This is a genomic window from Sphingobacterium multivorum, from assembly GCF_039511225.1.
Taxonomy (GTDB): domain Bacteria; phylum Bacteroidota; class Bacteroidia; order Sphingobacteriales; family Sphingobacteriaceae; genus Sphingobacterium.
In genome coordinates this window covers 2,217,717-2,241,619 of sequence record NZ_CP154261.1, presented here as the reverse complement: position 1 = coordinate 2,241,619, position 23,903 = coordinate 2,217,717, and the positions used below count along the sequence as shown (strand labels likewise).

Genomic DNA, 23,903 nt, shown 5'->3' with positions numbered 1-23,903 from the left:
AAGATCGTTCTTGTCATTACGAACGAGAATAACGTTTTATATTATATTAATTAAGACACAAGTTGTATCTTCATTCCATGAAATTTAACTTGTGTCTTATATTTGCCTTAAGCCTTTCCACGCTTTCTCTCAGTGCGCAGGAAAAGACCATGCCTTCAGATTTTGTATACGTCAAGGACATTATTCCAACAATAAGTTTAGAAATGCGTTATTTTGGTAGCCACAACTTCACCGGAAGGCCAATTCAAGGTTATGAAAAACCAGTCGCTATTTTAACGAAGCGCGCAGCGCTAGCACTGCAACAGGTCGAGAACCATTTAAATAAAAAAGGTCTTGGCCTGAAAATATTCGATGCCTACCGTCCGCAACGTGCTGTTGACAACTTTAAAACATGGTCCTTAAACACCAATGATACTATCGCAAAAAGAGAATTCTACCCGCTTATCAATAAGAAGAACTTGTTCAATCTAGGCTTTATTGCCTCCAAATCAGGCCACAGCCGTGGCAGTACAGTCGATCTAACGCTCATTAGCTTAAAAGATCATAAGGAGATTGATATGGGTGGACCTTTTGATTTTTTCGGTGCGGTCTCCCATCATCACTATGCGCATCTGACCGTCCAACAGAAAGAAAACCGAAAGATTTTAAAAGAAGCGATGGCCAAATTCGGCTTCAAAGCTTATGATAAGGAATGGTGGCATTACACTTTGCAAGATGAACCCTATCGTAAAACCTATTTTGATTTTATCGTAAAATAATCATGTCTGTAAAGGAAACTCCCATCAAAAACAAGGGTTTTTATGTCTTTCATTTTAAGGGCAACAAATCGAAACCTGTATTTAGTTCCGAGCAGCAGCAGATTTTAACAAAAGGTGACCTCTATTCGCTCTGTTTAATAAAAAAAGGTGAAACTTCGTTCATGATTAATAATGAAAGGGTACAGGTTGCTCAAAATCACCTATTGTTAACCAATCCATCCTCCCGAGTGAATGGCTCTTCAGTCGTCAAATCTTGGGACTGTGAGGTATATTTGATTTTCTTTACGCTGGATTTTAGTTTCAAATTGGATTTTCAAGAAGATTTCTTTGAGGTCACCAAAAAGTCGCTTGCCTTAAGTGACAGTTACATCTGGTCGCTATCGAACCAAGATTCGACCAACTTATCCAACTTATTTAAACAGTTTATTCATTACGATCGACAAGAGTCTAGCTATCTTTTCAAGCATCAGATTATAAAGTCATTAACGGAAATATTATTTTGTGAAATAGCCCGTCTAGGAAGCCAAAATATGCGAAATACACCCGCTATTCCCTCCCGGAAAAGAGAGATTCTGGCCAATTTTCATTTGCTACTAAAAAAATCGTTTCATAAAGAACACATGGTGCAATTTTATGCGATGGAACTAGGCATCACAGCGAAACACCTATCGGTGATTACCAAGGAACTAACTGGAAAATCAGCAATAGAACTTATTCAGAACGTCTTGGTAGAGGAAGCAAAATCATTACTTTGCCAGGGCCTTCCCATCGGAGAAATTGCGGTGAAATTACATTTCTCGGATCAATCTTTTTTTGGTAAATTCTTTAAGCGAAATGTTGGAATCTCGCCTAAAGAATTTCGTCAGAATCTCTACTTAAACAAAGTCGATTAAATCGAAGATGCTTGTAAATTGCTGGTCTGCAGCTCCAGTATCCTGCAATTTATCCTCGCCCCAAGTCTGCCCTTTCAACCATAAGGTTTGGCAGCCAACCGCTTTGGCAGGTACCATATCTTTACTATAGGAATCACCCACCACCAATACCTCTTGTGCAGGAAGTCCTATTTTAGTTACACCTAAGGCATAAATGGCAGGATCAGGTTTGCGCACACCGACGACAGCCGACTCCACAATATCCTGAAAATAAGATAGGATCCCAAAATCATCAAGGACCGACTTTAAGTTACCATAAAAATTGGAAACCATGACAATCGGATATTTTTCATGGAGTGAATTTAACAGTGGTTTTACCTGTTCAACCGTATTCTCCGCCAGTGAATAACCGTCAAAGGCTATTCTATGCGCTAATGATCGGTCTAAGTCATACCCTGCAGCAATAAGATAATCAAATTGCACCTTGAGCTTTGCCTGAAGAACTTCCAAAAAATTAAACTGCGGTTTAATAATAGGTTGTAAGGCCATCTGCCGTTCCGCGTAGGTATAGGCTTCCTGAAAAGCGTTCAAATTTACAGGAACCTGATATTTTTCATAACCCGACCAGATAACAGCTCCCCAGTGGCCCCCATTGGTGTCTAAGGTTCCACCATAATCAAAAATAATCCCTTTAATATTAAACTTATTCATGTTATTTCTTTTTTACTAAACTCATCCACCCCAAACCGATCATAATCCACACAATTTCCCTAATTCGTGTCACAACACCCATAAAAATACCGACTTTCGCAGGCAATCCTATACTCATTACAGCCATTGCCAATCCACCTTCCCGGGTTCCCAACTGCATTGGAAAGAAAAAAACAAGATTGGCAAACAGGGAAGATCCTGAGCTAATGATCATAGCATCAATAAAATCAATATTGATATCTAAGGCCAAACCAATAAAATAAATCTCAAAACAGCCTACAACGCGTGCTACAAATTCCCAAAAAAGGGCCGTATAGAAACGACCGCGGCGATTTTGAAAAAGGTTTTTCACCTGTTGATCGACGTCATTCAAAGTTTCATATTTCGTCTCCAGTAAATTACCGACTTTCTTACCTACCAAGGGTAACTTAGATAAAGCTTTCAAGAGTGAAATTGTAATTCCCTTCTTATAAAACTTCGTAAATAGCCAAGTACAGATGATAGCCATCACAAAAATCGCAGCACAGGCCACATTGACCATCGTGCTAGCAGGCACAAACCAAAGAATTAGAAAAACAGAAGCGACCCAAAATAAAATATGCGATAGGATGTGCATGACACCGTATAACAGCACAGATGAACCTGCCTTCGAACCACCGACATAGTTTTTAAGCTCCATAATACGATAAGGCTCCCCTCCTAACGCAACAAATGGTGTTATATAATTGATGGCATACCCCGATATTGTCAATTGTAAGACCTTCCAAAAAGGGACGTTTGTCTGTGGCAATTCCGGTTCCTGAATAATTGCCTTAAATGCCATAGCATTCATCCAGTAGAGTACTGCCCAGCTACCAAGTACAGGCAGAAACCACCAGCCAATATTTTCAAGGTTGTTCCAAATCTCATCAATTCCCATTGCATGAATCATATAGGCCAGTGTACCTATACCGATCAGCATAAAGAGCACTTTATAGATTTTGCTACCCATAGGTTGGATCATTTGTTAATTTATCAACAAAATAGCCACTTACCTTTTCTTGTCGGTTACACATATAGATCAATATCGGATTTAGGACAAACATGTCAAAGAAAAAGTAAATCCAAGGTTGGCCGATAAACAACCAAACAAATAGGAAAATCACCCTTGTATTGAACTGTACAATATTTGTATACTTCATCAATGGTTTATTTTGAGTCCTAAAGTCGACCATTAATTGTTTTGGCAATTCGTCTTTATAGCGACTTTTCACTAGGTGCAGTAGCTTTTGCAGTTTTGGCGAAAGCTTTTCCTGGTTTCGTGTATAGCCCATATAGCCATTTAACACAAATTTGCTGAAAAAATTCTTGCGCCAGGACAAGGCATCGTAGTCAACTTTCAAATCACGAGTATTGTCCAGCTCACTTCCAGCTTTACCTTTTATAAAATACAAATGCACATTACGGTAATAATCAGCCATTGCTGACTGAAGCATATGCGATACACCTGCAAGCACACAAAATACCCACAGCCATTGTGGCCATCCTTCATTAATACTGCGTAAACAGATCGCAATATGAATAGAAGCAAACCAAAAATCGCCAGCAAAACCATCCAAGATACGACCAAAGCGACTTTTATTGTCCGTCATTCTGGCCAGCTGTCCATCGGCACTATCTAGAGAATTGGCAAAAACTAATAAAAGCATGCCGATCACATTAATCCATAACGCCGGGTAATAGAATAAAATACCCGCCGCAACGCCAAAGAAAATACTAATAATGGTTACAGCGTTGGGTGTAATACCAATTTTTGCACAGACTTGCGCAATGCGATAACCTATAGGTCGATAAAACCAAATATCAATTCGTTCCTCGGTATCATTAGATTTTAAAGATTGTTCGAATGCACTCAAATTATCTTCTTCGATTACATTAACTTGTTCTTTCTGCATTGTGGTTCTTTTCAGTAAATTTATGGTAAACCATTTGAGCAATGGCCTCTGCAGCCTCTGCCCGACAAGGCGCAAAACTTGGCCAGTCGTTTAAGTCAATAATATGGAAGTCTCCATTTGCATCAATAATCACATCGCCGCCATAGATATGTACATCCAGTACTTCTGCCGCACGATTGGCGACTTCTTTTAGCTTGTCGAGATCAAAAGGAAAGTGTACGACCTCATCATTAATTTGTTCATACAAATCATATTTGTGATGATTGTGTTCATAGGGGTAAAAATAAAAAAAGAAATCCGTTCCCCGCACCGCATAAAATTTTAGTAGGTCTCCGGCAAGATGTTCAGAAATCACCGCCTCTTTAATCCCGCGGAGCGCATATTCATTCAAGATATGTTGCGCTTCTTTCAGACTAGCGGCAAAAGTAACATCTTCTTTATGAATGGCGTGAAAGTCGCCACGTTTGATCCACACACCCTTTCCTTTCAGTTTCTCAAAAATAGATTGTATATCGGCAACCGTAGAGATCACGATACTTTTCGGATAAGGAACTCCACCTTCCAAAAGCTTAAGGGTCATATTTTTCCGAAAGCAATTTTCAATTCCAAATCCTGAATTCAAAACATTGACCCCATTATTTTGAAGAGATTGCAACTTTTTCACTAAAGTCTTTGTTCTCCCCATGGTCAGAATATTGTCCTGCTTCAAGGATGCTGAAGACAAAAATTCATCTTCATTACAAAGCTCTACCGAGGCACCTTTTTCAGTCAGTTTTAAAACTACTTCATTGAATATGGCGGCATCATTCCCCACATGGTTGGGTGAAAAGCGATTTTTTCGAGTTACGCCTAAAATAGAAATCATATCGCTCATTTTACTAACTAACCTCCTCACTCAAAAATTGTTCTGCAACAACACGATCTTTTAAATGATCAATATCGACCACCTTTTCAAATACAAACGCCTCTACTTGTAAATCGTTTTCCAATAGAGCACGCTGAAAATTACGCATTCTGGAATTACCTGCTTCGACGGAGCTTAACGCACAGTTCATCGCCGCCTGACGAAAGCAGTAAATTCCCCCAGAAACGTACTTCGTTTTGGCGGTTGCCGTATCCAAAAAAGCTTCCACCCGAAGCTGCGAATTGGTGTTCACATAGAGCGGACTCTCATCGTCAACAAAAGGAGTTACAGCCATAAAAGCATCGGCCTGTTGATGTTGCTGAAATGCTTCTAAATAGGCATGAAATTCATGTGGCCTAAAAACCGTATCTGTTGTGGTCAGACAACAGGACGACCAATTGGGGTTGTTTTTGACAAGCAAGGCAAAACTATGCAATGAACTTGCTGTATCCTCTTCTATCAGCACAATAGGTAATTCAAACGTCGTTGTTTCCAAAAACAATTTCAGTTCTGGAGATTGTTTATTGATAATAACATGAACACTTTGCGCCCCTTCTTTAACAAACACGCGAATCAATCGTTCAATTAATGGAACTCCATGTAATGGTAGCAAGGGTTTCGGTAAATTGAATCCCTCTTTTCGCAATCGAGAACCTTCTCCCGCCGCTATAATTGCAAATTCCATTTCTTCTAATTGCAAAATAAAATCATTTATAAAAAAAGCAAAACCCCCGTCACTATCTCAGCGTTCGTAAGCGCAAAAGTCTACAGAGGGTTATATCACAAATCTTCAATATCGTAAATATCTTGAAGAAAAAGGGGAAAAATTGCTTTTAAACAATTGTTTCCCCGCTCTTATAAAGGTAACTTATTGAATACTATCTACGAGCTCCTGGTAATAATCCAATCCCAAGTGTGTGATTAAATCTTCACCCATAATGTGGCGCAATGTATTTTGCAATTTCATCAATTGTTTGAAGATATCGTGTTCAGGAGGCAATCCTGGAGCTGTTTGAGGCGACTTCAAGTAGAATGACAACCACTCTTGAATACCCGACATACCTGCACGTTGAGCCAAATCAATGAACAACGCCAAATCCAAGGCAACCGGTGCAGCTAAAATTGAATCGCGACACAAGAAATTGATCTTAATCTGCATTTTGTAGCCTAACCAACCAAAGATATCAATGTTGTCCCAAGATTCTTTATTATCACCGTGTGGAGGATAATAGTTGATACGTACTTTATGGTAAAGGTCACCGTATAACTCAGGATTCTTTTTCGCATCTAAAATTTCTTCCAATACCGATAATTTAGATACTTCTTTTGTTTTGAAATTTTCAGGATCATCCAATACTAATCCGTCACGGTTACCTAAGATATTCGTCGAAAACCAACCTTCAACACCCAAAGCTCTCGCTTGAAGACCAGGTGCCACAATTGTCTTCATCAATGTTTGACCTGTTTTAAAATCTTTACCTGCAATTGCTACACCATTTTCATGCGCCAACTCAACAATCGCTGGAACGTCACATGTCAAATTCGGTGCACCATTGACATACGGAGCGCCCTCTTTCAATGCCGCATAACAATAGATCATACTTGGTGGAATACGTTGATCATCATTATCTAATGCTTCCTCTAATTTAGCTAAGGTTGAAAAAGCTTCGTTTGTTTCAATATAACGCTCCGTAGATCCACACCATACCAATACAACACGATCCAATCCGTTTTTCTCTTTGAATTCACGAATATCACGTTGTACAGCATCTGCCAATTCACGGCGAGTTTTTTCAGATTTGATGTGCGTTCCGTCTAAATTTTTCACAAAATTACGGTCAAACACAGCTTTCATTGGTTGGATAGCTTCCAATTCAGCCTTCACAGCATCCAATTGACCTTGCTCCAATACCTGTGCTTTTGATGCAGCCTCATATACGTTATCTTCGTATACATCCCAGCCACCAAAAACAACATCTTCCAGTTTTGCTAAAGGGACGAAATCTTTAATTAATGGATTTCTGTTCTCAGTGCGTTTACCCAGACGGATTCTGCTCAATTGAGAAACAGATCCGATTGGTTTTGAAAAACCTTTGTTTATAGATGCCACACCAGCGATTAATGTTGTAGCCACAGCACCTAATCCCGGAATAAGAATACCCAATTTTCCATTGGCATCTTTCACTTGTTGTCCCATATTAATTCTATATACTTAATTTGTTATTTAATTGATGTATTATGATAAAATAATTCTTAAAATTAGCTTAAAAAAACATATTTCATACCACCCCGCACTTAATTTATAAAATCGTGACAAATAGCGATACGAAGCCCTTTCGAAACCTTAAGAAATAATCCGAAAATGAATTATTATTTAGTATTCTACTAGTCCATCTAACTGGAATTTAACGTTTTTAGCTAAAGTTGTTAACCCAAAAAACAATTGTCCTTAATTTTACTCAATATATCAAGATTCGAAAACTAATCCAAATTCAATCCAAAAAAAGTTTTTCTTTCTTAAAAATTGGTCAATTTTTCTTTTTCTATTTCCCATAAATATGACAATAAAATTGGAAAATGGTTTTAGTAGCACTAACTTTAGCCTAGAATCTAAATACAGGCAATGAGTCTATCGTTCAATTTATAAACCAACAGCATTTGACCTGCGCATTGTTATTGGATAAATGCTCTGCCAATCGGTAGCGCGATGACAAATTTAACGGTATTCCCTATAGCCTAAGGTGCATAAGAGTATCCATAACATTGCAACGAACGAAACCAAGTGTAAAGTAGAGTTTTACACCAAAGAATGTACTGAACAAATAATTATCTGAATGAAAAATACAATTTCGTACCTAACTTTGGCGCTGTTAAGCGCAAGCCAGTTACATGCTCAAACCGCTGCCGACTCGGCTTATGTTAGAGATCATTATGAAAAGACCGAAGTAGCAATCCCCATGCGAGATGGGAAAAAATTATTCACTGCGATCTACAGTCCAAAAGACAAATCCAAGAAATATCCGGTTTTGCTCAATAGAACGCCATACACTGTCTCGCCTTATGGTCAAAACGAATACAAAAAAAGCCTGGGCAACTTTCCGGGAATGATGCGTGAAGGCTATATTTTCGTTTACCAGGATGTCCGTGGTAAATGGATGAGCGAAGGTAATTTTGAAGATATACGTCCGACCACCTACAGCAAAGATAAAAAAGCATTCGATGAAAGTACAGATACCTATGATGCGCTTGAATGGCTACAGAAAAATCTCAAAAACTATAATGGCAAAGCCGGACTCTATGGGATCTCCTATCCGGGCTTCTATTCTACCGTTGGATTGGTCAAAACGCACCCGAGCTTGAAAGCCGTCTCCCCACAAGCTCCGGTAACAGACTGGTATATCGGCGATGACTTCCACCATAATGGCGTACTGTTTCTTCAGGATGCATTCACCTTTATGTCAACCTTTGGTGTCCCGCGTCCAAAACCCATCACGCCAGATCAATTCAAGAGCAAAATTCAGATCAAAGAAGCCGATAAATACAACTTCTTTTTAGAAGCCGGAACAGCGCGGGAACTAAAGGAAAAGTATTTTGGTGACTCCGTACAGTTTTGGAATGATCTGTTTAAACATCCCGACTATGATGATTTTTGGAAATCGCGTGTGATCACCAATTCTTTACAGGAGGTAAAACCAGCTGTGATGGTGGTCGGTGGTTTCTTTGACGCGGAAGACGCTTATGGAACATTTAAGACCTATCAATCGATTGAGGATAAAAGCAAAAAAAACAACTCGATTTTAGTCGCAGGACCTTGGTATCATGGCGGCTGGGTTCGTGCAGAAGGAAACTATTTAGGTGATATCCAATTTGAGAAAAAAACCAGCGTTACCTATCAGGAACAATTTGAACAACCATTTTTCAAATATTATCTAAAAGATGAAGGGAACTTCGCACCATCGGAAGCGAACATTTTTGTCTCTGGAAGCAATGAATGGAAACATTTCGAACAATGGCCACCCAAAAATGTAGAAATAAAAAAACTATACTTCCAACCTCAGGGGAAACTTGGATTTGACAAAGTTCAACGTACAGATTCTTGGGATGAATATGTCACTGACCCCAATAAACCGGTTCCGCACCAGGGTGGGCTAATCCAAAACCGAACGCGGGAGTATATGGTAGATGATCAGCGTTTCGCCGCTAGTCGCCCTGATGTCATGGTTTATCAAACGGAACCGTTGACAGAAGATCTGACTATAGTTGGCCCCATCAAAAATTTCCTTAAGGTTTCTTCAACAGGTACAGATGCAGATTATGTTGTCAAACTGATTGATGTTTACCCGAACGATGCAGCAAGTTATCAAGGAAAAACAATGGCTGGATACCAGATGATGGTACGTGGTGAGATCATGGCCGGGAAATACCGAAATGGTTTTGAAAAAGCGCAGGCCCTGACTCCAGGAATGGTCGAAAAGGTGAATTTTGAAATGCCAGATGTTGCGCATACGTTCAAAAAAGGACATCGCATTATGGTTCAGGTACAAAACTCCTGGTTTCCGCTGGCAGAACGAAATCCGCAGGTGTTTTTAGCGCCTTATACAGCTACCAAAGCTGATTTCCGTAAAGCTACCCAACGTATTTTTCACGATGTGAACAATGCCACATACATCGAATTTTCTGTCCTCAAAGATTAACAGTAAAATTTGAATAATAGCGTTTAAGAACGAATTCAATAAGGCTACATCAGCTAAACAGCTGTGCCTGATGTAGCCTTATCTTTAATCTTCCGCTACATACTTATCTTCCCCGGCCTTCCATCCTGCAAACAATAAAAGTACGATACTGCCCGCTAAAAAATAGAAGGAGTAATTCCAGGTAGCATCTATTTCGTGCAGCTTACCGAATACCGGCGGACCAAAAGCTGCAATCAGATAACCAACAGACTGGGCCATGCCCGATATTTTAATCGCATTCGCTGTTGACCTCGCCCGCAGGGTAAAGAAAAGAATAGACAAACTGAAAGACAATCCATTGGAAAGTCCCAACAATATGGCGGCAACATAAATTCCCTGAAGTTTGTAATGCCAAAATATAAAGATGCTTCCAAGCATGCCTATCGCAACAGCCGCTGCCATTAGACGCTGATCCTTCATCCGATGTGCCAAAATAGGCCCAATAAACATTATGGGAAGCATGGCAATTTGGATCAAAAAAAGCAACCAGCCCGTATCCTCCGCTGGCATACCATAATCGACCAATACTTTAGGTAGCCAAGAAATCAAACTGTAGTAAATTAAGGACTGAATACCCATAAATAAGCTGATATACCAAGCTAATCTTGACCTAAAGATATGTCCGAGTCCACTTATCGCCGGTCTATTTTCAGTGATACCCTGTGCTTTCTTTCGGCTTAAAGCATCAAAGAAAGCAACGATAAGAGATAACAGGGCTAAAATCACCCAAACGCCCAAGGAACCCTGCCACCCGAGACCAGTCCATTCGCCCAATCGTAAACTAAAGCCCGAAGCAAAAGCTGCGGTCAGATTCATTGCTACTGCAAAAATGCCTGTCATCAGTCCAATCTGCTTTGGAAAATTTGTTTTTATATAACCGGGCGTAACGACATTGCCCACACAGATCCCAAGCCCGATTAAAAAAGATCCCACAAACAGCGTTGGCGTATTACCCCAAACCCGAAGCACAATTCCTACACTCAACGTCATTAAACCGAGTAATAAAAAACGGTGCATGCCCAGTTTATGTGAATATCGGCTCACTGCTACAGAACAGCTCGCAAACATAAAAAGAGGTATTGCCGTCAATAGACTGCTTTGAAAACTATTTAATTGCAAATCTTCACTGATTTGCCCCAGTACAGGGCCAACGGCTGTGATTGGTGACCGCAGATTGGTTGAGACTAATACGACAACCAATATGGATAACCAGGTCCAAGAAACAGCTGCGGATATTTTTATATTTTCTTTCATCATAAAACCACATTATACATGTAAACCAAGTTATACACGTAATGAATGCTTGCAAAGGTATGTCTGGAATTTTAATTAAATTTGCCATTTATTTAATTTAAAACGACATGGATCGGACAAATCATACGTTGACAATTGAAGGCATCCAGAAATCAACCTTTGTCTGGTTTGAAGAAAACTGGATACACGACGACGAATTACACAGTCATCGGAAAGGTCAGTTGATCTATGTCGAGCAGGGTTTTCAATACCTTACCGTTGCAGGAAAAATGTATCTACTCCCCCAAAATCACGTTGCCTGGATTCCCTCAGGTGCATTACATAAGACCAACTCCCACTCGGAACGCATTAAGCTTATGGTTCTTTTTTTTGATCCCCCACAATTCGACGGCTCACAAGAGCATTTGTTTTTCAATCAGGTACAGCTATTTTCTGCTCCTAAAGTATTAAGGGAAATGATTTTATATTGTGAAAAATGGTCGAAATCGATGGGAGAAAATCAACAGGAGAAAGTTTTTCTAGGCGCATTATTAAATGAACTCCCCTATTTTTGCTCACAATTACTCCACTTAGAAATTACGCTTCCGCATGAAAGTAGGCTTCAAACCGTCTTAAATCACCTGCATGACCATTACACAGAAGCCATCACATTAGATGAGATCGCCATACTGTCCAATCTTTCGCTCCGAACTATTGAGCGCCTTTTTAAAAAAGAAACCGGCATGACACTTGCAAAATATCAGCAGCTACTCCGTATTATCAAAAGCTTGGAGCTTCTGAGCACAAAGCAATTCACCATCTCCCAAATTGCGTATAAAGTCGGTTATAAAAGCGTCCAAGCATTCACCAATAGCTTTTATGCGGTGATGAAGTATAGGCCTTCAAACTTCATGGTGGACTAGTTTTGCCCCAGTCACAAACGGTTTGTAGCTGTTTAGCTACAAAATTCAGGGTATTAAAAAAAATAGTAAAGAATATTTGCACAGGTGTAATATTTACACTATCTTTGTGTCATCATAATTTAGGTTTATAATTGGTTATTTAAGGTTTTCATTCTCCCCGTTTGAAAACCTTTTTTTATTTATTTTTCACCATGCCTCAATTCATTTCGTCGCTTCGCAAACGTAATTAAATCCCTCCTACGCTAAAACAAAAACTGCTGATCTCCTGTTCTCAAAAGTAGCGCTCAAATTAATTCTCAAAAAATTCAAGAATATCTTTAACAATACTGTATTTTTAACAAATAAATCGGATGTGAAAAGATCATACGAACAAAATAGGTTTTAAATATTGAAAAAATAAGCTAAACATATATGGCAGAACATGGGGATTTGCAAATCGCAATACTAATCGATGCGGATAATGTATCTTATCGCAAGATCGAAGAGATTTTGAATGAAGTCAAAAGATATGGAATTCCGACCATCAAACGCATCTACGGAGATTGGACCAACCCATATGTTGAAAAATGGAAAGACAAACTCCTTACCCACGCAATAACGCCCATACAACAATACAGTTATACGCAAGGCAAAAATTCAACCGATTCTGCGTTAATTATTGACGCCATGGATATTCTGCATTCAGACCGCGTTGACGGGTTTTGTATTGTATCCAGCGACAGCGATTTTACCCGATTGGCGACACGTCTACGGGAGTCAGGCAAACTGGTCATCGGTATCGGTGAGAAAAAGACACCCAAACCCTTTATAGCCTCCTGCGATAAGTTCATTTATGTCGAGATTTTTGAAAAAAATCAAAAGAAAGAAACAGTAACAAAGAAAAAACAACAAAATCAGCCCAAGCCTGCTCCCGTCGACAATCCGACAAGTATTGCCGTATTGGATGAGGAGACTTTGGAACTTTTGAAGGACACGGTGGATGATACTGCAGATGAAAATGGCTGGGCATTCTTGGGTGAGATCGGGAGTCTTTTCAACAAAAGAAAGCCTGATTTTGATGCGCGCAACTATGGATACGATAAGATGTCTCATCTTTTCAAAGCCTACAAAGAAGATTTTGAAATTGAGGAGCGAAACACCGACAAATCACGGATAAAACACTATTATATCCGGAACATCATTAAGCGTCCTCTATCTGCTGTTACAGCTACTCCCTCTTTAGATACAACGCATACAGCTATTCCGACTACTGTAGTAACACCGACAGAAAAAACAGAAAAACCAGCGAATCAAAACAGCAGAAAAAAAGGAAGACCAAAGAAACGTCAGGATAAAGGGGCTCTCGAAACAACGCAAAAAGAAATCACACAAAGTCCAGCGAAACAGGAACAAAAAGAAATATCAACCGCTCCAACCATAGACATTTTGCCCGGGAGTATGTTGTTCCCTTCGGAAGGAAACATAATTACGGCAGATGACGTGAAAAAGTCGCAAATACGGATCACAAAAGAATTCAAACCCCTGTTTCCGACCAAATCCCAAAAATTGAGAATTATGATTGATGCTGGAGAATATGAATGTAATTTCACTTATCGGGGCCGTGGATTTCATGTGCTTAAATTGGGAAAAGAAGCTGCAACCAAGCTCGATCTAAGCGAGGGAATCCAACTACAACTAGTCAAACTTAACGAGGTTAGCTTTAGTTTGCAAAATAAATCAGTTTAAGTAAGGGTCAGGACACGATCACCAAGCTATTTAGGCGATAGGACCATGTATTATTGTCTTGTCGCCTATAAAGGCTGATAGATCCCAATTTCTTGCCGTTGGTTCGCCGAGCAGATTTTGGATAAAAAAAAGGCCAGGAGAACGCTCCTTGGCCGGGATATTTGTCTTATTCTTAAGTGAGTCGCCTTATCGTATTGAAATAACAACTAGCGTCCACCAGCAAATTCCATCGTAAAGTGGTAGTTCTCATCGATGGCCATTGGCTTACGATCCACTTTACGAAAATCACGTGCTTCTTCAGTCCACAAAAACGGGTAAAACGAAAAAACTTGATTACCGTTCAGCAATTTAACCTCTTCCCGCCAGTCTTTCCATTTAAATGTTTCATAAAACTGCCTAATATCGCCTTTCAATGCCCAAAAAACAAAATCTGAATAACCACATTCCAAACTTTCCCATTGTAAGGTATCTTGCGCGAAATAATAGACCTGTCCAATAGCATCTCCCAGCGCACCGGCATTAATAGCGAAATAACCGCCCAAGACATCGTCGGCAATCAGCAGAAAACCACCCTTTTCACCCTCCTTGTCAAAGCTTTTACCCTTATTCCACTCCATAATCCCTCGGTCCAACTGCGACGAGCCAGAGCCTAAAATACGTAACCAGCCCCCATCGATTAAAATACCACCTGTTTGATGAATAATGGCTCCCATAGGAGATTTGGTGGTAATTTGGGCTCTTAAAAGTTCCTCATCAGCCCGCTTAGGGTTTCGAGGAAGCAGTTCATATGAATTTGTCGCTTCCTTCATCCAACCTTCTACCAATTTCCATCCTGAATTGCTTGTATCAATCAGTTCTTTTAGACTTTTCATTTCCTATATGTTTTATGCAGCGACCAACTAGTCTACCGGTCGAATCGGAGCGGTATCCAGCTATTCATTGTGCCGAAATTACCACAATTCTTAATCGCATCCAAATTACAACAGCCCCAAGAGCAAATCGAAGAAAATATTCTTCGAAAACATACACCTAAAGATTAGGAACCTTGTGTCTATTTTAACTAATTTTAAGTTATGCAACATGAATTAGAAAAACTCAGATACCCTATAGGTCGCTTTGCGATACCCGATGTCATCGACAAATCCCTGTTGAATGACTGGATCAAAACAATTGCCGACTTTCCGGCCCGGTTAAAATCCGAAGTCGGCGATTTAACCGACGACCTACTGGAAAAACGCTACCGTCCCGAAGGCTGGACGATTCGTCAGGTCGTTCATCACTGCGCCGACAGCCACATGAACAGCTTTGTCCGTTTTAAATTAGCCCTCACAGAAGAAGACCCAACCATCAAATTATATGAGGAGAAATTGTGGGCCGAGCTTCCCGACGCAAAAAATATTCCAATAGAAAGCTCAATCAAATTGCTCGAAGGCTTACATGAGCGCTGGGTTATTTTGTTGAAAAGCTTAACTGGCGAACAGCTTGAAAGAGGTTTTATTCATCCTGCGACCAAAAGGTTGATTTCTTTAAAGATCAATATTGGCCTCTATGCCTGGCATTGCAATCACCACCTGATGCACATTGTCAACGCTAAAAACCATTGATGGGAATCACATATCGCAATGATCATTTCACTTAAAGTCAAAGATCATTGCGATAAATTCACTTTATTGCCGTCACTTTATTATAATGACATCGCCCATATAAAGGCCAGCAATCCGGCGGCAACCAGTCCAATAACACCCGATACCACAAAGGACAGGAAATAATATCCTACCGTCCGTGTCTGCTTCTTTACACGATGAACAATGCCTGCAGATAACGTATAAAGTGTTCCAAATCCAAAAAAAACAATCAGGATCAAGTCGATCAGAATGCCACTAAAATCTATATTTGCTGATGATAACATATTTTACTTTTTCTTTTTAAATAGTTTGCCAAAAAAGGACGAGCTAGCACCTGAATCTTCAGACTGATTATCCCATTGCAATAAATCCAGTTCGATATCCAGTTCATTTTTTTTTGCAAAATCAAGCCACTGGACATATTTTTCCTGATTTCTAAATGTAGGATCATTCTTGTAATAATCCAATAACCGAGCAGTAGCACTTTCGTAAACGCCATAGTCGTTGGCTCGTTCAAAATAGTGGATCGCCTTTTTACTGTCCTTTTTAAATTTAAGTCCCTGATCATAGAGCAATCCATAATAAATATTGGAATAACTATTTTCTTTATCCCTTTTCAAATAAACCAATAGACGATCGTAATCCTCCAAACTGTAATAGATAGAAGCTATATTGCTATTGTTCTCAACTAATTTTAATTCAGCTTTCTGATAATAGCTGAGGGCTTTTTCCAGATCTTCTTCGACATAGGTTCCACTTGAATAAAAGTAGCCTAAATTGGACAAAGCATAGCCATTACCCAACTCTGCTCCTTTCATGTAGGCATTAAATGACTTTTCCAGGTCCTTTTTATAGCCGATACCATACTGAAAGAGGTAGCCAATTGCATTCCATGCAGCGGCATAATCCTTTTGGGCCGCTTGTTCATAATATTGAATTCCTTTGTCCAAATCTAAAAAAGGATTGTCTTCGCTATCGGTATCCGTATAGATATTCCCCAATTCATGCATGCTGCTTTGATTACCCTGGTCGGCAGAAAAGGTAAAATAGCGTATCGCCATTTCGACATCGCCTTGTCGGCAACAGTCCAAAGCCATATGATATAGCGTATAACTATCATAACTGGACTCAAAATTATCGCCCTTCGCAGCCTTCCACCCTTCAAAAAAACGATTACATATTTCAAAATCTTCCCCAGACAATTGATCCAGCTTCTTCAGAAACTGACCATATTGATCTTCCCGAATTATTTCCACGTCGCCGTAGCCTTTTTTATACAGCAGCTCGCCTTGCAGCAACATCAAATCCTGATAATGATCAACACTTGCGCAGATATAATCGTAAGCGGAACTGAGCGCCCTTTGAACAACGTCAAAATAGTAATATCTCCCCGCATGGTCTTTCAGAATAAAATAATCCATCACCGCATAAACAATTTTTACATAGTGCGTTGAGAGCGGTACCAGCCAGCCCTTTTCAGCAACCTGATAGATTCCCTTCCCGGTTGCTGTTTCGATAATATAGCAATCCCAGGCGCCATTACCAAAATCAGTCCCCCCTTGAATGGACCGAATTCCCAAGTCTTGCAATACAAAGGCGCGGGCTTCCAGGTCATACAAACGGATACCGCCGGAATCAGCAAAGAATACTGCGCATCGCCCATTTCCGGCATTGAGTAAATCAACATCTTTGACCAAGATAGTTCCGTCGGGAGACAAAACTGATTTTTTCTTTTTATTATTCAAATTGACTGCATAAAAATCAAACAGCAATTCGCTCAGTGCACCGCTGGCAAAAGCACCAAGCAAAATACCGCTATTGGAATAATAATGACGCAGTTTATTACCCCCAATCTCTTGATAAATAAATCCATCATAATCAATTTCAAACGGTTTGTCCGCACCGCCAACATTGAAGAGCTGACCCTGGGCATCAATGATATAATATTGCTGATCTTTCTTCCCTTGATAATAACCGTAAGCAAAGTCTTCGAGTTCATCATATTCAAGTGGTATGATTATTTCTCCGTTCCCGACGTTGACTAATCCATATTTTTTAGCTAAGCTCACCTTACCAACCGTTGATCCCGCTCCATATTGGGCTGGCGCCGCCGATGAATAAACACAGGAAATAGTTTCTTCTCCACCCCTATTCAAATAACCGAACAGCTCATTTTTCTGTATGACTGCGATACCTTCACACTCAAAATTACCAATTTCCTGATAGCTAGCTTCGACCTTCACCTCCCCTTTTGCATTGCGTATCCCCCAAAGCCCCTGATCTTCAAAAAACTGATTATCTACACTATCAATCGCGTCTCTATTCCACCAGCCTAAGCCATAGTTGCTCCATTCCAGTTCGAGCATCGCTAAAAAAGAAGTATAACCAGCGGACACCAAAATAAACTCAAGCTCAGCTAAGGATTGTTTTTCGATTGCTTTTTCATAGAGCACATTCTTCTCAAAGATTTCAATTGCAAAATCTTTGGCCTGTTGGCTATGTTTAACATCGCTCATGTTAAATACATCACTTGCGTTCAGCTGGAAATAATTGAAGGGTAAACCGTCCAAAAAATCGAACAGTTTCCCGATAGCTGCCATGGCCTGCGCATCGGAATTTAACCCATATTCATGAATGAGCAAATCATAAAACGCACGAAGCTTGCTGATTCCCGGTTTCTTTTCGGAGTAAATTAAGGTACCTTTTGCCTTCGAATTAGCAGCAAATAGCGGTAAAAAAAAGGGTGGAATCACATAGTTCCATTCCCCTAAATAATGAGGAAAGTAATCTTGATCCTTCTTATCTGTATTGTAAATATATATGCGATGAGCCATTTTTTATGCAATTCTCTTACTATTGATCAATTTCAACAGCATTTTCTTGAGCAAAATTTAACCAAAATCCGTATTTATCCGCGTCTGAAGCTGCTCCATGTGCTCCATAGAGTTGTAACAAACGATTAACGGCATAGGCGTACACGCTATTTTCATTGGCTTTTTCATAATAGCGGATTGCTTTTTGCAAGCTTTGTTTTACACCAAAGCCTTCCTCATATAGAATCCCATAATAAATAGCAGAAAATAGATTGTTGGGATCCTTTTTCAAATAACGCAATAAGTTCGCATAATCTTGCCCTTGATAGTAGATTTCTGCGATTTGAGCATCATTATAAATCCCCGCTTTTTCCGCTTGTTTAAAATAATCCAGGGCCAAGGCATAATCTTGTTCCACATATTCACCCTCATAATACCAGTTACCCAGGTTGCTCATAGCCTGCGCTTCACCTAGCGCAGCAGACTTTTGATAGGCCTTTAAGGCTTTGGATACATCAAATGCTACACCATGGCCTGTGGCATATAAAAATCCCCAATTATTCCATGCCTGCGCATGATCCTGAGCCATGGCTTTTTCATAAAAAGACTTTCCTTTTTCGATATCCATCCCCTCGTAGTCATCATCCGTAAAGATGTTTCCAAGCAGATATTGACAGTCTGCACTACCCCGATCTGCTCCGATGCTGAACAATCGAATGGCATCTGAAATTTTTCCCTCCGCTTCCAGCTTCTTACCATTTTCCAACAGCGTTTCATTGTCAAAATACTGTTCGTAGCCGTCGCCCTTACGCTTGATCCATGCCTGATAGAACTGTACAAAATAGCTTTGATCGCGCCCCCGGAGCTGGTATCGCTCGGAATACAAATAGCCATATGCTGTTTCGGGAATCTCGACAACATTTCGATTTAAATCCAAATTAAACAACTTATCCCCTTTGAATAAAAGCAACAGTTCACCTTCCGCCGCTTCTGGTCTTGGGTAATGAAAAGGCGAACAGATATAATCATACAGCGCGCTACGGACGTTAAGCTTCGTATCGAAGCAGTACATACCCTGTGCACAGTGTATGCGCATAAAATCCAAAAAGCAATGTTCGATTTTTTGATAGGTAATAGCAGGTTCAAGTAACCATTCCCCTCGATGAGCGTCGTAAATCCCCTGCCCTTGAGCACAGCCGACGACAAAAATATCTTTACGGTACTGTTGTATATGATCGACTAGAACCTTATCAATCGTTAAATCAGCCAATCGGAATAAGCCTAGTTCAAGCGAATAGATCTGCCATCTTTTATTTTTGAGATACGCAATACTTCGATAGTCGTCCAACACTATAATCCGGTCAATTCCTTCATCCAAAATATTACCATCGGGTTGAATGACGGCAATTTTTGACTGTAGCTTATTGGGTTTAATCCAAAAATAGCGATTGGCTAGCGGCTCCAGGCTACCTTCCAAAAAAGTCCCTAAAAACTGACCATCCATTAGGTAATACTTCCTTTTTATCGTTCCTTTTTGCCGGCTATAGAACAACTTGTTATAGTCATACATAAACGACTCGGGTGCGGGATCTGAAATAATCAATCGTCCTTCAGCCGAAAGGAGTATGTGGCTATCCCCCTGTCTTGCATTTAAAAAGCCATAGGCGATCCAGTCGAGTTCATCATATAATGCAGGTATGCTCAGCTGTTTGGTATCAATATGCAGTACCCCACGTTTCCCTGCCACTTCCACTTCAGCGTAATTGTTCCCGTTGATATGCCGGGCATCAAAGGCCTCCACATATTGACATGGAATTAGTATAGTGCCACTCGTATCAATATAACCAAAAAGGCCATCGCGTTCAACAACGGCGATCCCCTGTTCATTGAATTCGAATATTTCATCATAAATCGCCTCAACCAAAATATCCCCCTTGGCATTTTTTAATCCCTGCTTTCCTCCTGCTTCAAAAATCTCAGGCTCTGGCCCTTTCAGAACTTCTTCTTCCCATAAACCCAATCCATAATCAATCCAATCGGTTTGAAGGGCATCTAAAAAAGAAGTATAACCAGACGCTTTCACAAGCGGGTCCAGCGGATCTAAGGACTGCTCATCGACAGCTTGTTCATACAATAAGGCTTGCATTTTAATTTCTTCCACCCAATCTTTGGCTTGCTCCACATCTTTTTCCGCATTCATGGTAAAAACATCGCGTCCATCGATCTGCAAGGTATCAAAAGGTAGCGCTTCCAAAAATTCAAACATGTTGTTGACAGGCTCATAATAGCTTTTTTTATAATGCAATTGATACCTATCAGCCAACAACGCATAAAAATAGCGAAGTCTTGCGATCCCATCTTCCTTGTTGGCATAAAGCTGAGAACCTTTGGAACGGATATTGGCGGAAAATAATGGCAGCATGAGGATGGGAATTTCATAATTCCATTCGGCCAGGTAAGTGGGATATGTTTCTTTGGTCCTGAGATTTACATTATAAATATAAATACGATGCGCCATACTTTATTTCTTCTGTTTTTTGTTGTATCACATTGATCCGTTCCATACGACAAGAATCATGCGAATGCCGTAAAAATACCGTATTTATCGATTTCTTCGATTAGCGGAAAACAGGGATTTTTTTCTCCCCCTATTTTCTGCAACTTTGGATTGGATTTTGTAACAGAAAGAACAATGAATCATTTCAAATACAGTTATTATAGCAGTGCATTAGCACTCCTCTCGTTACAAATCGCTTGTCAGGAAAAACCGAAACAAGTCGAAGCACCTGTAAGCTCAAGCAAAGCCATGGAAAAAGCTGCCGAGAATACTGCTTCAAAAGAAAGTATATCGTTAAAAACTTCCAAACTGGATAGCATTGACCAAGCAAATGCACAAAGCGTACTGGAATCTGACGAAATCACCAAAGCTTATGTAAACTTAAGTGCTCGAGACAGTATGATACGCTTACATGCCAATATACGTATCGATCATCGCTTCTTTGGATACGAAGAGGCAGATAAACAGGCTACGAAGTTGCTTTTGTTTTCCATCTTTACCAATGATGTGGAACACAATCCATTTCAACTCAAATTAGGCGCATACTATGATACCTCCGACTTAGAAAGTAAAGGTTTAAAACTAAAATATGCTGGCCTAAAGGGCGACTTTGTAGCAGCGAAAATCATAGACGCGACCGATACACCGGTAGGCACCGTCTACTTCGAAAGAAAATGGGTTGAGATTGAATAACAAAAACCGTTTCTCAATCTATATGTTTATGAGTAACAACAATAATTGCGAAAAATAACGATGAAGGTAATCTTAAAGACTATGTTTCTGCCCTGCATGGTATTGTTTTTCAGCTGCCAGCAAAAGAATGAAGCTAAAAAATCAGCTGCCGCATTCAGCAGCACCGCCAGCATAGACTCCATAAAGAAACAAAAAGAGCTAACATCCATATCCGATGATAACCTTTCGCTCTTTAAGCAGCTGTATCCTATTGCTATTCTTCGACCGGAAAGCAACGATAGTTTTAAGAAGTATGGCATCGAATTCTCAGGAATATGTTATGCATGTGATCTTGCAGAAATCAAAATGAATAAAAAACAACTGCTTTTGGTCAATGTCTGTGATTCCAATGAAATCTATCAAATCAAAGATTTCACCTATAATTTTCGTGACAGCGGCCTCACGATTAAGACTAAAAATAATGAGTTTTACTTCAAGAAAATAGAGAAAGAGCCCATTTTCGAATTAAAAATTAAGGGGGATTCTCTTTTGTTAAAAAATAAACGTATCGCAAAATACTATACACAGAAAGCTTTAGTCGATCAGTTCGAAGTCCATGATTGTGGTGATTTTCAGGGTTAGCCCAAACGCGACTCAGCTCGAATTAGTGCATTAAGATAGCGCTGCACCGGACATTCACGTAAGATCTTAAAAAAGACCAGACAGCAATGAAAGCAGGCAGGAGCCAATATCATGGTTGCCTGCTCCGTTGGTTAGACCTATACTTCAAAATAAAACCCCGATTCAGTCAGTTCTTTATATTTTACCCTGTCAAAACTATAAATCTTTGCAGCCCTGGCACGCCGGTTTTTTTGCTTATCGCTGTGGTCGATCAATAAACCCATGCTGAGAATTTTTTTACGAAAGTTTCCCCGATCAATTGACCGCTGCAGAACAGTTTCATACAAATTGTGTAAATCGGGCAAGGTAAACTGTTCGGGCAAGAGCTCAAAACCGATCGGTTGATAACGAATTTTACCCCTGAGCCGTTGTATGGCGGTATTCAAGATCTGTTTATGGTCAAAAGCGAGATCCATCTTTTCGTCAATACCAAACCATTGCACCGCATCGATATCAACCCCTGCTTCCAACGTATAAGCATCGGGCCTGACAAGTGCATAGTAAGCAATACTAATGACTCTTCCGCGCGGATCTCGAGCTAAGTCTGAAAATGTATAAAGCTGTTCGAGGAAAATATCTTTGAGACCGGCCTCCTCCTGCAGTTTACGAAGCGCACAGTCGTCGGCGTTTTCATCTTCCTGAATAAAACCGCCAGGAAATGCCCATTTTCCCACAAAAGGCTCTATTGCCCGTTTGGTCAATAATACCTTAAGCTGGTTTTTATCAAAGCCGAAGATTACACAGTCAACCGTAACAGCAGGCCTTGGGTAATCATATGTGTATTTTTTTTCGGAGGCTGTCATCTGCTACAAAGTTACTTCGGTTGACAATTTGATCTGGATTCCATACTTCTCCTTTAAAGCCTCAAACTGCTGTAAAGTCTGCGCTTCAAATCCAGCGATGGGCGACATACAGTCGATCAATAAGGTGATTCGTGACGTAATCGCTCGGTCTTGTTCAAAATATTCCAAAATCTGCACGGCCGATGCTAAAACACAATGACTGGAAGCTTGACCGGCGATGTATATCGCATCGTAATCGCGAATTGCATCGAGCACAGCATGATTTACGAATTTATTATCGTCATATTCCGCTTTGATAATACCGTACATTTCCGTATTTGGATCTTGCCCCTTATAAACCAATATCGGTTTGACCTGACGCGCTGCACTGTGAAAATAAAGCATATTGGTGAATTGACTCTCCAGCTGCGCCCCCGAAGTCCCTTCCAGACAATGGTATGGCCAGATACACAATTGTTTTTTTCCCTCAGCTTCCAAATGCTGGAGATAATCCAGCGCTAAGGCTGTATGGCCATTCACAGCACGCCAGATACCGTCGCGGACATCAGCATAGCGAATAATGGTAAATGGCTCCGGATGATTTCCCGCACTGTCAAGCCACCAAGCGGGATGGAAAATCTGCCTTATCGAGTGACAATCGAGACTACACATGACTTGCGTTAAGGCCTCAATATTACGATACATCCACTGCGTCAGACGTTGTACATCGGCCTTTGAGCCATTGACCGCAAGGCTACCGATGGATTCCATAAAATCATTTTGGACGTCGATCGCCAAGAGCAAGGTGCGTCTTTTGTCCGAGGCTGCTGGAGGGATAACTTCGTCCTTGGCCAAGGTCAATATGTCCGCTACATTATCCTTTTTGCCGCTGGCAATCTGTTGGACATCTACAATCTGATCAAATTGTGTTTTTATGTTATTCAGTTTCATAACATCTATATTTATTTCAACGCAGCCTT

At 40.2% G+C, this 23,903-nt stretch carries 21 protein-coding genes; 8 read left to right on the top strand and 13 right to left on the bottom strand.

The window, feature by feature from the left end; translation table 11 throughout:
- Window positions 1–77 precede the first annotated feature (77 nt).
- Window positions 78–758 carry a M15 family metallopeptidase gene (locus tag AAH582_RS09090; protein ID WP_201303506.1) on the top strand — a complete coding sequence of 227 codons (681 nt, stop codon included), beginning with the start codon at window positions 78–80 and terminating at the stop codon, window positions 756–758.
- Window positions 759–760: 2 nt separating this feature from the next.
- Window positions 761–1,651: a helix-turn-helix domain-containing protein gene (locus AAH582_RS09085; protein WP_053003926.1), complete on the top strand. Its 891-nt coding sequence runs from the start codon at window positions 761–763 to the stop codon at window positions 1,649–1,651.
- Here the strand turns inward: AAH582_RS09085 and AAH582_RS09080 are convergent.
- The 6 genes from AAH582_RS09080 to AAH582_RS09055 all read right to left on the bottom strand — a co-directional run bounded on the left by AAH582_RS09080 (window position 1,634) and on the right by AAH582_RS09055 (window position 7,376).
- On the bottom strand, window positions 1,634–2,341 hold the full coding sequence (locus tag AAH582_RS09080) for an HAD family hydrolase (protein ID WP_343321898.1): 708 nt from the start codon (window positions 2,339–2,341) through the stop codon (window positions 1,634–1,636). The two genes, AAH582_RS09085 and AAH582_RS09080, sit on opposite strands and share 18 nt — an antisense overlap.
- A gap of 1 nt (window position 2,342) precedes the next feature.
- Window positions 2,343–3,332 (bottom strand): lysylphosphatidylglycerol synthase transmembrane domain-containing protein, encoded by a 990-nt coding sequence (locus AAH582_RS09075; RefSeq protein WP_046675793.1) that lies wholly within the window; start codon window positions 3,330–3,332, stop codon window positions 2,343–2,345.
- Complete coding sequence (locus AAH582_RS09070) at window positions 3,325–4,275, bottom strand: CDP-alcohol phosphatidyltransferase family protein (RefSeq protein ID WP_046675792.1); 951 nt, start codon at window positions 4,273–4,275, stop codon at window positions 3,325–3,327. The genes AAH582_RS09075 and AAH582_RS09070 overlap by 8 nt, the downstream gene beginning before the upstream one ends.
- The gene (locus AAH582_RS09065; protein WP_343321897.1) at window positions 4,256–5,140 is read right to left on the bottom strand and encodes a hypothetical protein; all 885 of its coding nucleotides are present in this window, start codon (window positions 5,138–5,140) and stop codon (window positions 4,256–4,258) included. Before AAH582_RS09065 ends, AAH582_RS09070 begins: the two co-directional genes overlap by 20 nt.
- Before the next feature lie 13 nt (window positions 5,141–5,153).
- Window positions 5,154–5,879: a nucleotidyltransferase family protein gene (locus AAH582_RS09060; RefSeq protein ID WP_343321896.1), complete on the bottom strand. Its 726-nt coding sequence runs from the start codon at window positions 5,877–5,879 to the stop codon at window positions 5,154–5,156.
- A gap of 168 nt (window positions 5,880–6,047) precedes the next feature.
- On the bottom strand, window positions 6,048–7,376 hold the full coding sequence (locus tag AAH582_RS09055; protein ID WP_046675789.1) for an inositol-3-phosphate synthase: 1,329 nt from the start codon (window positions 7,374–7,376) through the stop codon (window positions 6,048–6,050).
- 637 nt (window positions 7,377–8,013) lie between these two features.
- Between AAH582_RS09055 and AAH582_RS09050 the strand changes: the two genes are divergently transcribed.
- The gene (locus AAH582_RS09050) at window positions 8,014–9,873 is read left to right on the top strand and encodes a CocE/NonD family hydrolase (RefSeq protein WP_343321895.1); all 1,860 of its coding nucleotides are present in this window, start codon (window positions 8,014–8,016) and stop codon (window positions 9,871–9,873) included.
- An 84-nt stretch (window positions 9,874–9,957) separates the two neighbouring features.
- On the opposite strand, the gene AAH582_RS09045 is transcribed toward AAH582_RS09050, so the two are convergent.
- On the bottom strand, window positions 9,958–11,169 hold the full coding sequence (locus tag AAH582_RS09045) for a CynX/NimT family MFS transporter (protein WP_343321894.1): 1,212 nt from the start codon (window positions 11,167–11,169) through the stop codon (window positions 9,958–9,960).
- Window positions 11,170–11,273: 104 nt separating this feature from the next.
- Here AAH582_RS09045 and AAH582_RS09040 point away from each other — a divergent pair, with 104 nt between their 5' ends.
- Entirely contained in the window at window positions 11,274–12,068 is a 795-nt protein-coding gene (locus AAH582_RS09040) for an AraC family transcriptional regulator (RefSeq protein ID WP_343321893.1), read from the top strand.
- A 411-nt stretch (window positions 12,069–12,479) separates the two neighbouring features.
- Window positions 12,480–13,793, top strand: coding sequence for an NYN domain-containing protein (locus AAH582_RS09035; protein WP_343321892.1), 1,314 nt, complete (start codon window positions 12,480–12,482; stop codon window positions 13,791–13,793).
- A 206-nt stretch (window positions 13,794–13,999) separates the two neighbouring features.
- Here the strand turns inward: AAH582_RS09035 and AAH582_RS09030 are convergent, their stop codons facing one another.
- The gene (locus tag AAH582_RS09030; RefSeq protein WP_046675785.1) at window positions 14,000–14,665 is read right to left on the bottom strand and encodes a DUF2625 domain-containing protein; all 666 of its coding nucleotides are present in this window, start codon (window positions 14,663–14,665) and stop codon (window positions 14,000–14,002) included.
- 201 nt (window positions 14,666–14,866) lie between these two features.
- Here AAH582_RS09030 and AAH582_RS09025 point away from each other — a divergent pair, with 201 nt between their 5' ends.
- Entirely contained in the window at window positions 14,867–15,397 is a 531-nt protein-coding gene (locus tag AAH582_RS09025; RefSeq protein WP_046675784.1) for a YfiT family bacillithiol transferase, read from the top strand.
- An 80-nt stretch (window positions 15,398–15,477) separates the two neighbouring features.
- Here the strand turns inward: AAH582_RS09025 and AAH582_RS09020 are convergent, their stop codons facing one another.
- Genes AAH582_RS09020 through AAH582_RS09010 form a run of 3 tightly spaced genes read right to left on the bottom strand, consistent with a single transcriptional unit; the run spans window position 15,478 to window position 20,749 of the window.
- A complete protein-coding gene (locus AAH582_RS09020; protein WP_046675783.1) occupies window positions 15,478–15,702 on the bottom strand; it encodes a hypothetical protein in 225 nt (74 codons plus the stop codon).
- Window positions 15,703–15,705: 3 nt separating this feature from the next.
- Window positions 15,706–18,252: an SEL1-like repeat protein gene (locus AAH582_RS09015; protein ID WP_343321891.1), complete on the bottom strand. Its 2,547-nt coding sequence runs from the start codon at window positions 18,250–18,252 to the stop codon at window positions 15,706–15,708.
- A 19-nt stretch (window positions 18,253–18,271) separates the two neighbouring features.
- Window positions 18,272–20,749 (bottom strand): SEL1-like repeat protein, encoded by a 2,478-nt coding sequence (locus tag AAH582_RS09010; RefSeq protein WP_343321890.1) that lies wholly within the window; start codon window positions 20,747–20,749, stop codon window positions 18,272–18,274.
- Window positions 20,750–20,923: 174 nt separating this feature from the next.
- Here AAH582_RS09010 and AAH582_RS09005 point away from each other — a divergent pair, with 174 nt between their 5' ends.
- Window positions 20,924–21,481, top strand: coding sequence for a hypothetical protein (locus tag AAH582_RS09005; protein WP_343321889.1), 558 nt, complete (start codon window positions 20,924–20,926; stop codon window positions 21,479–21,481).
- A gap of 60 nt (window positions 21,482–21,541) precedes the next feature.
- The gene (locus tag AAH582_RS09000) at window positions 21,542–22,102 is read left to right on the top strand and encodes a hypothetical protein (protein WP_343321888.1); all 561 of its coding nucleotides are present in this window, start codon (window positions 21,542–21,544) and stop codon (window positions 22,100–22,102) included.
- 137 nt (window positions 22,103–22,239) lie between these two features.
- Here AAH582_RS09000 and AAH582_RS08995 read toward each other — a convergent pair whose 3' ends face one another.
- A complete protein-coding gene (locus AAH582_RS08995) occupies window positions 22,240–22,944 on the bottom strand; it encodes an NUDIX hydrolase (protein ID WP_343321887.1) in 705 nt (234 codons plus the stop codon).
- A gap of 3 nt (window positions 22,945–22,947) precedes the next feature.
- Window positions 22,948–23,874: a hypothetical protein gene (locus tag AAH582_RS08990; protein WP_197084137.1), complete on the bottom strand. Its 927-nt coding sequence runs from the start codon at window positions 23,872–23,874 to the stop codon at window positions 22,948–22,950.
- Window positions 23,875–23,903: the final 29 nt, after the last annotated feature.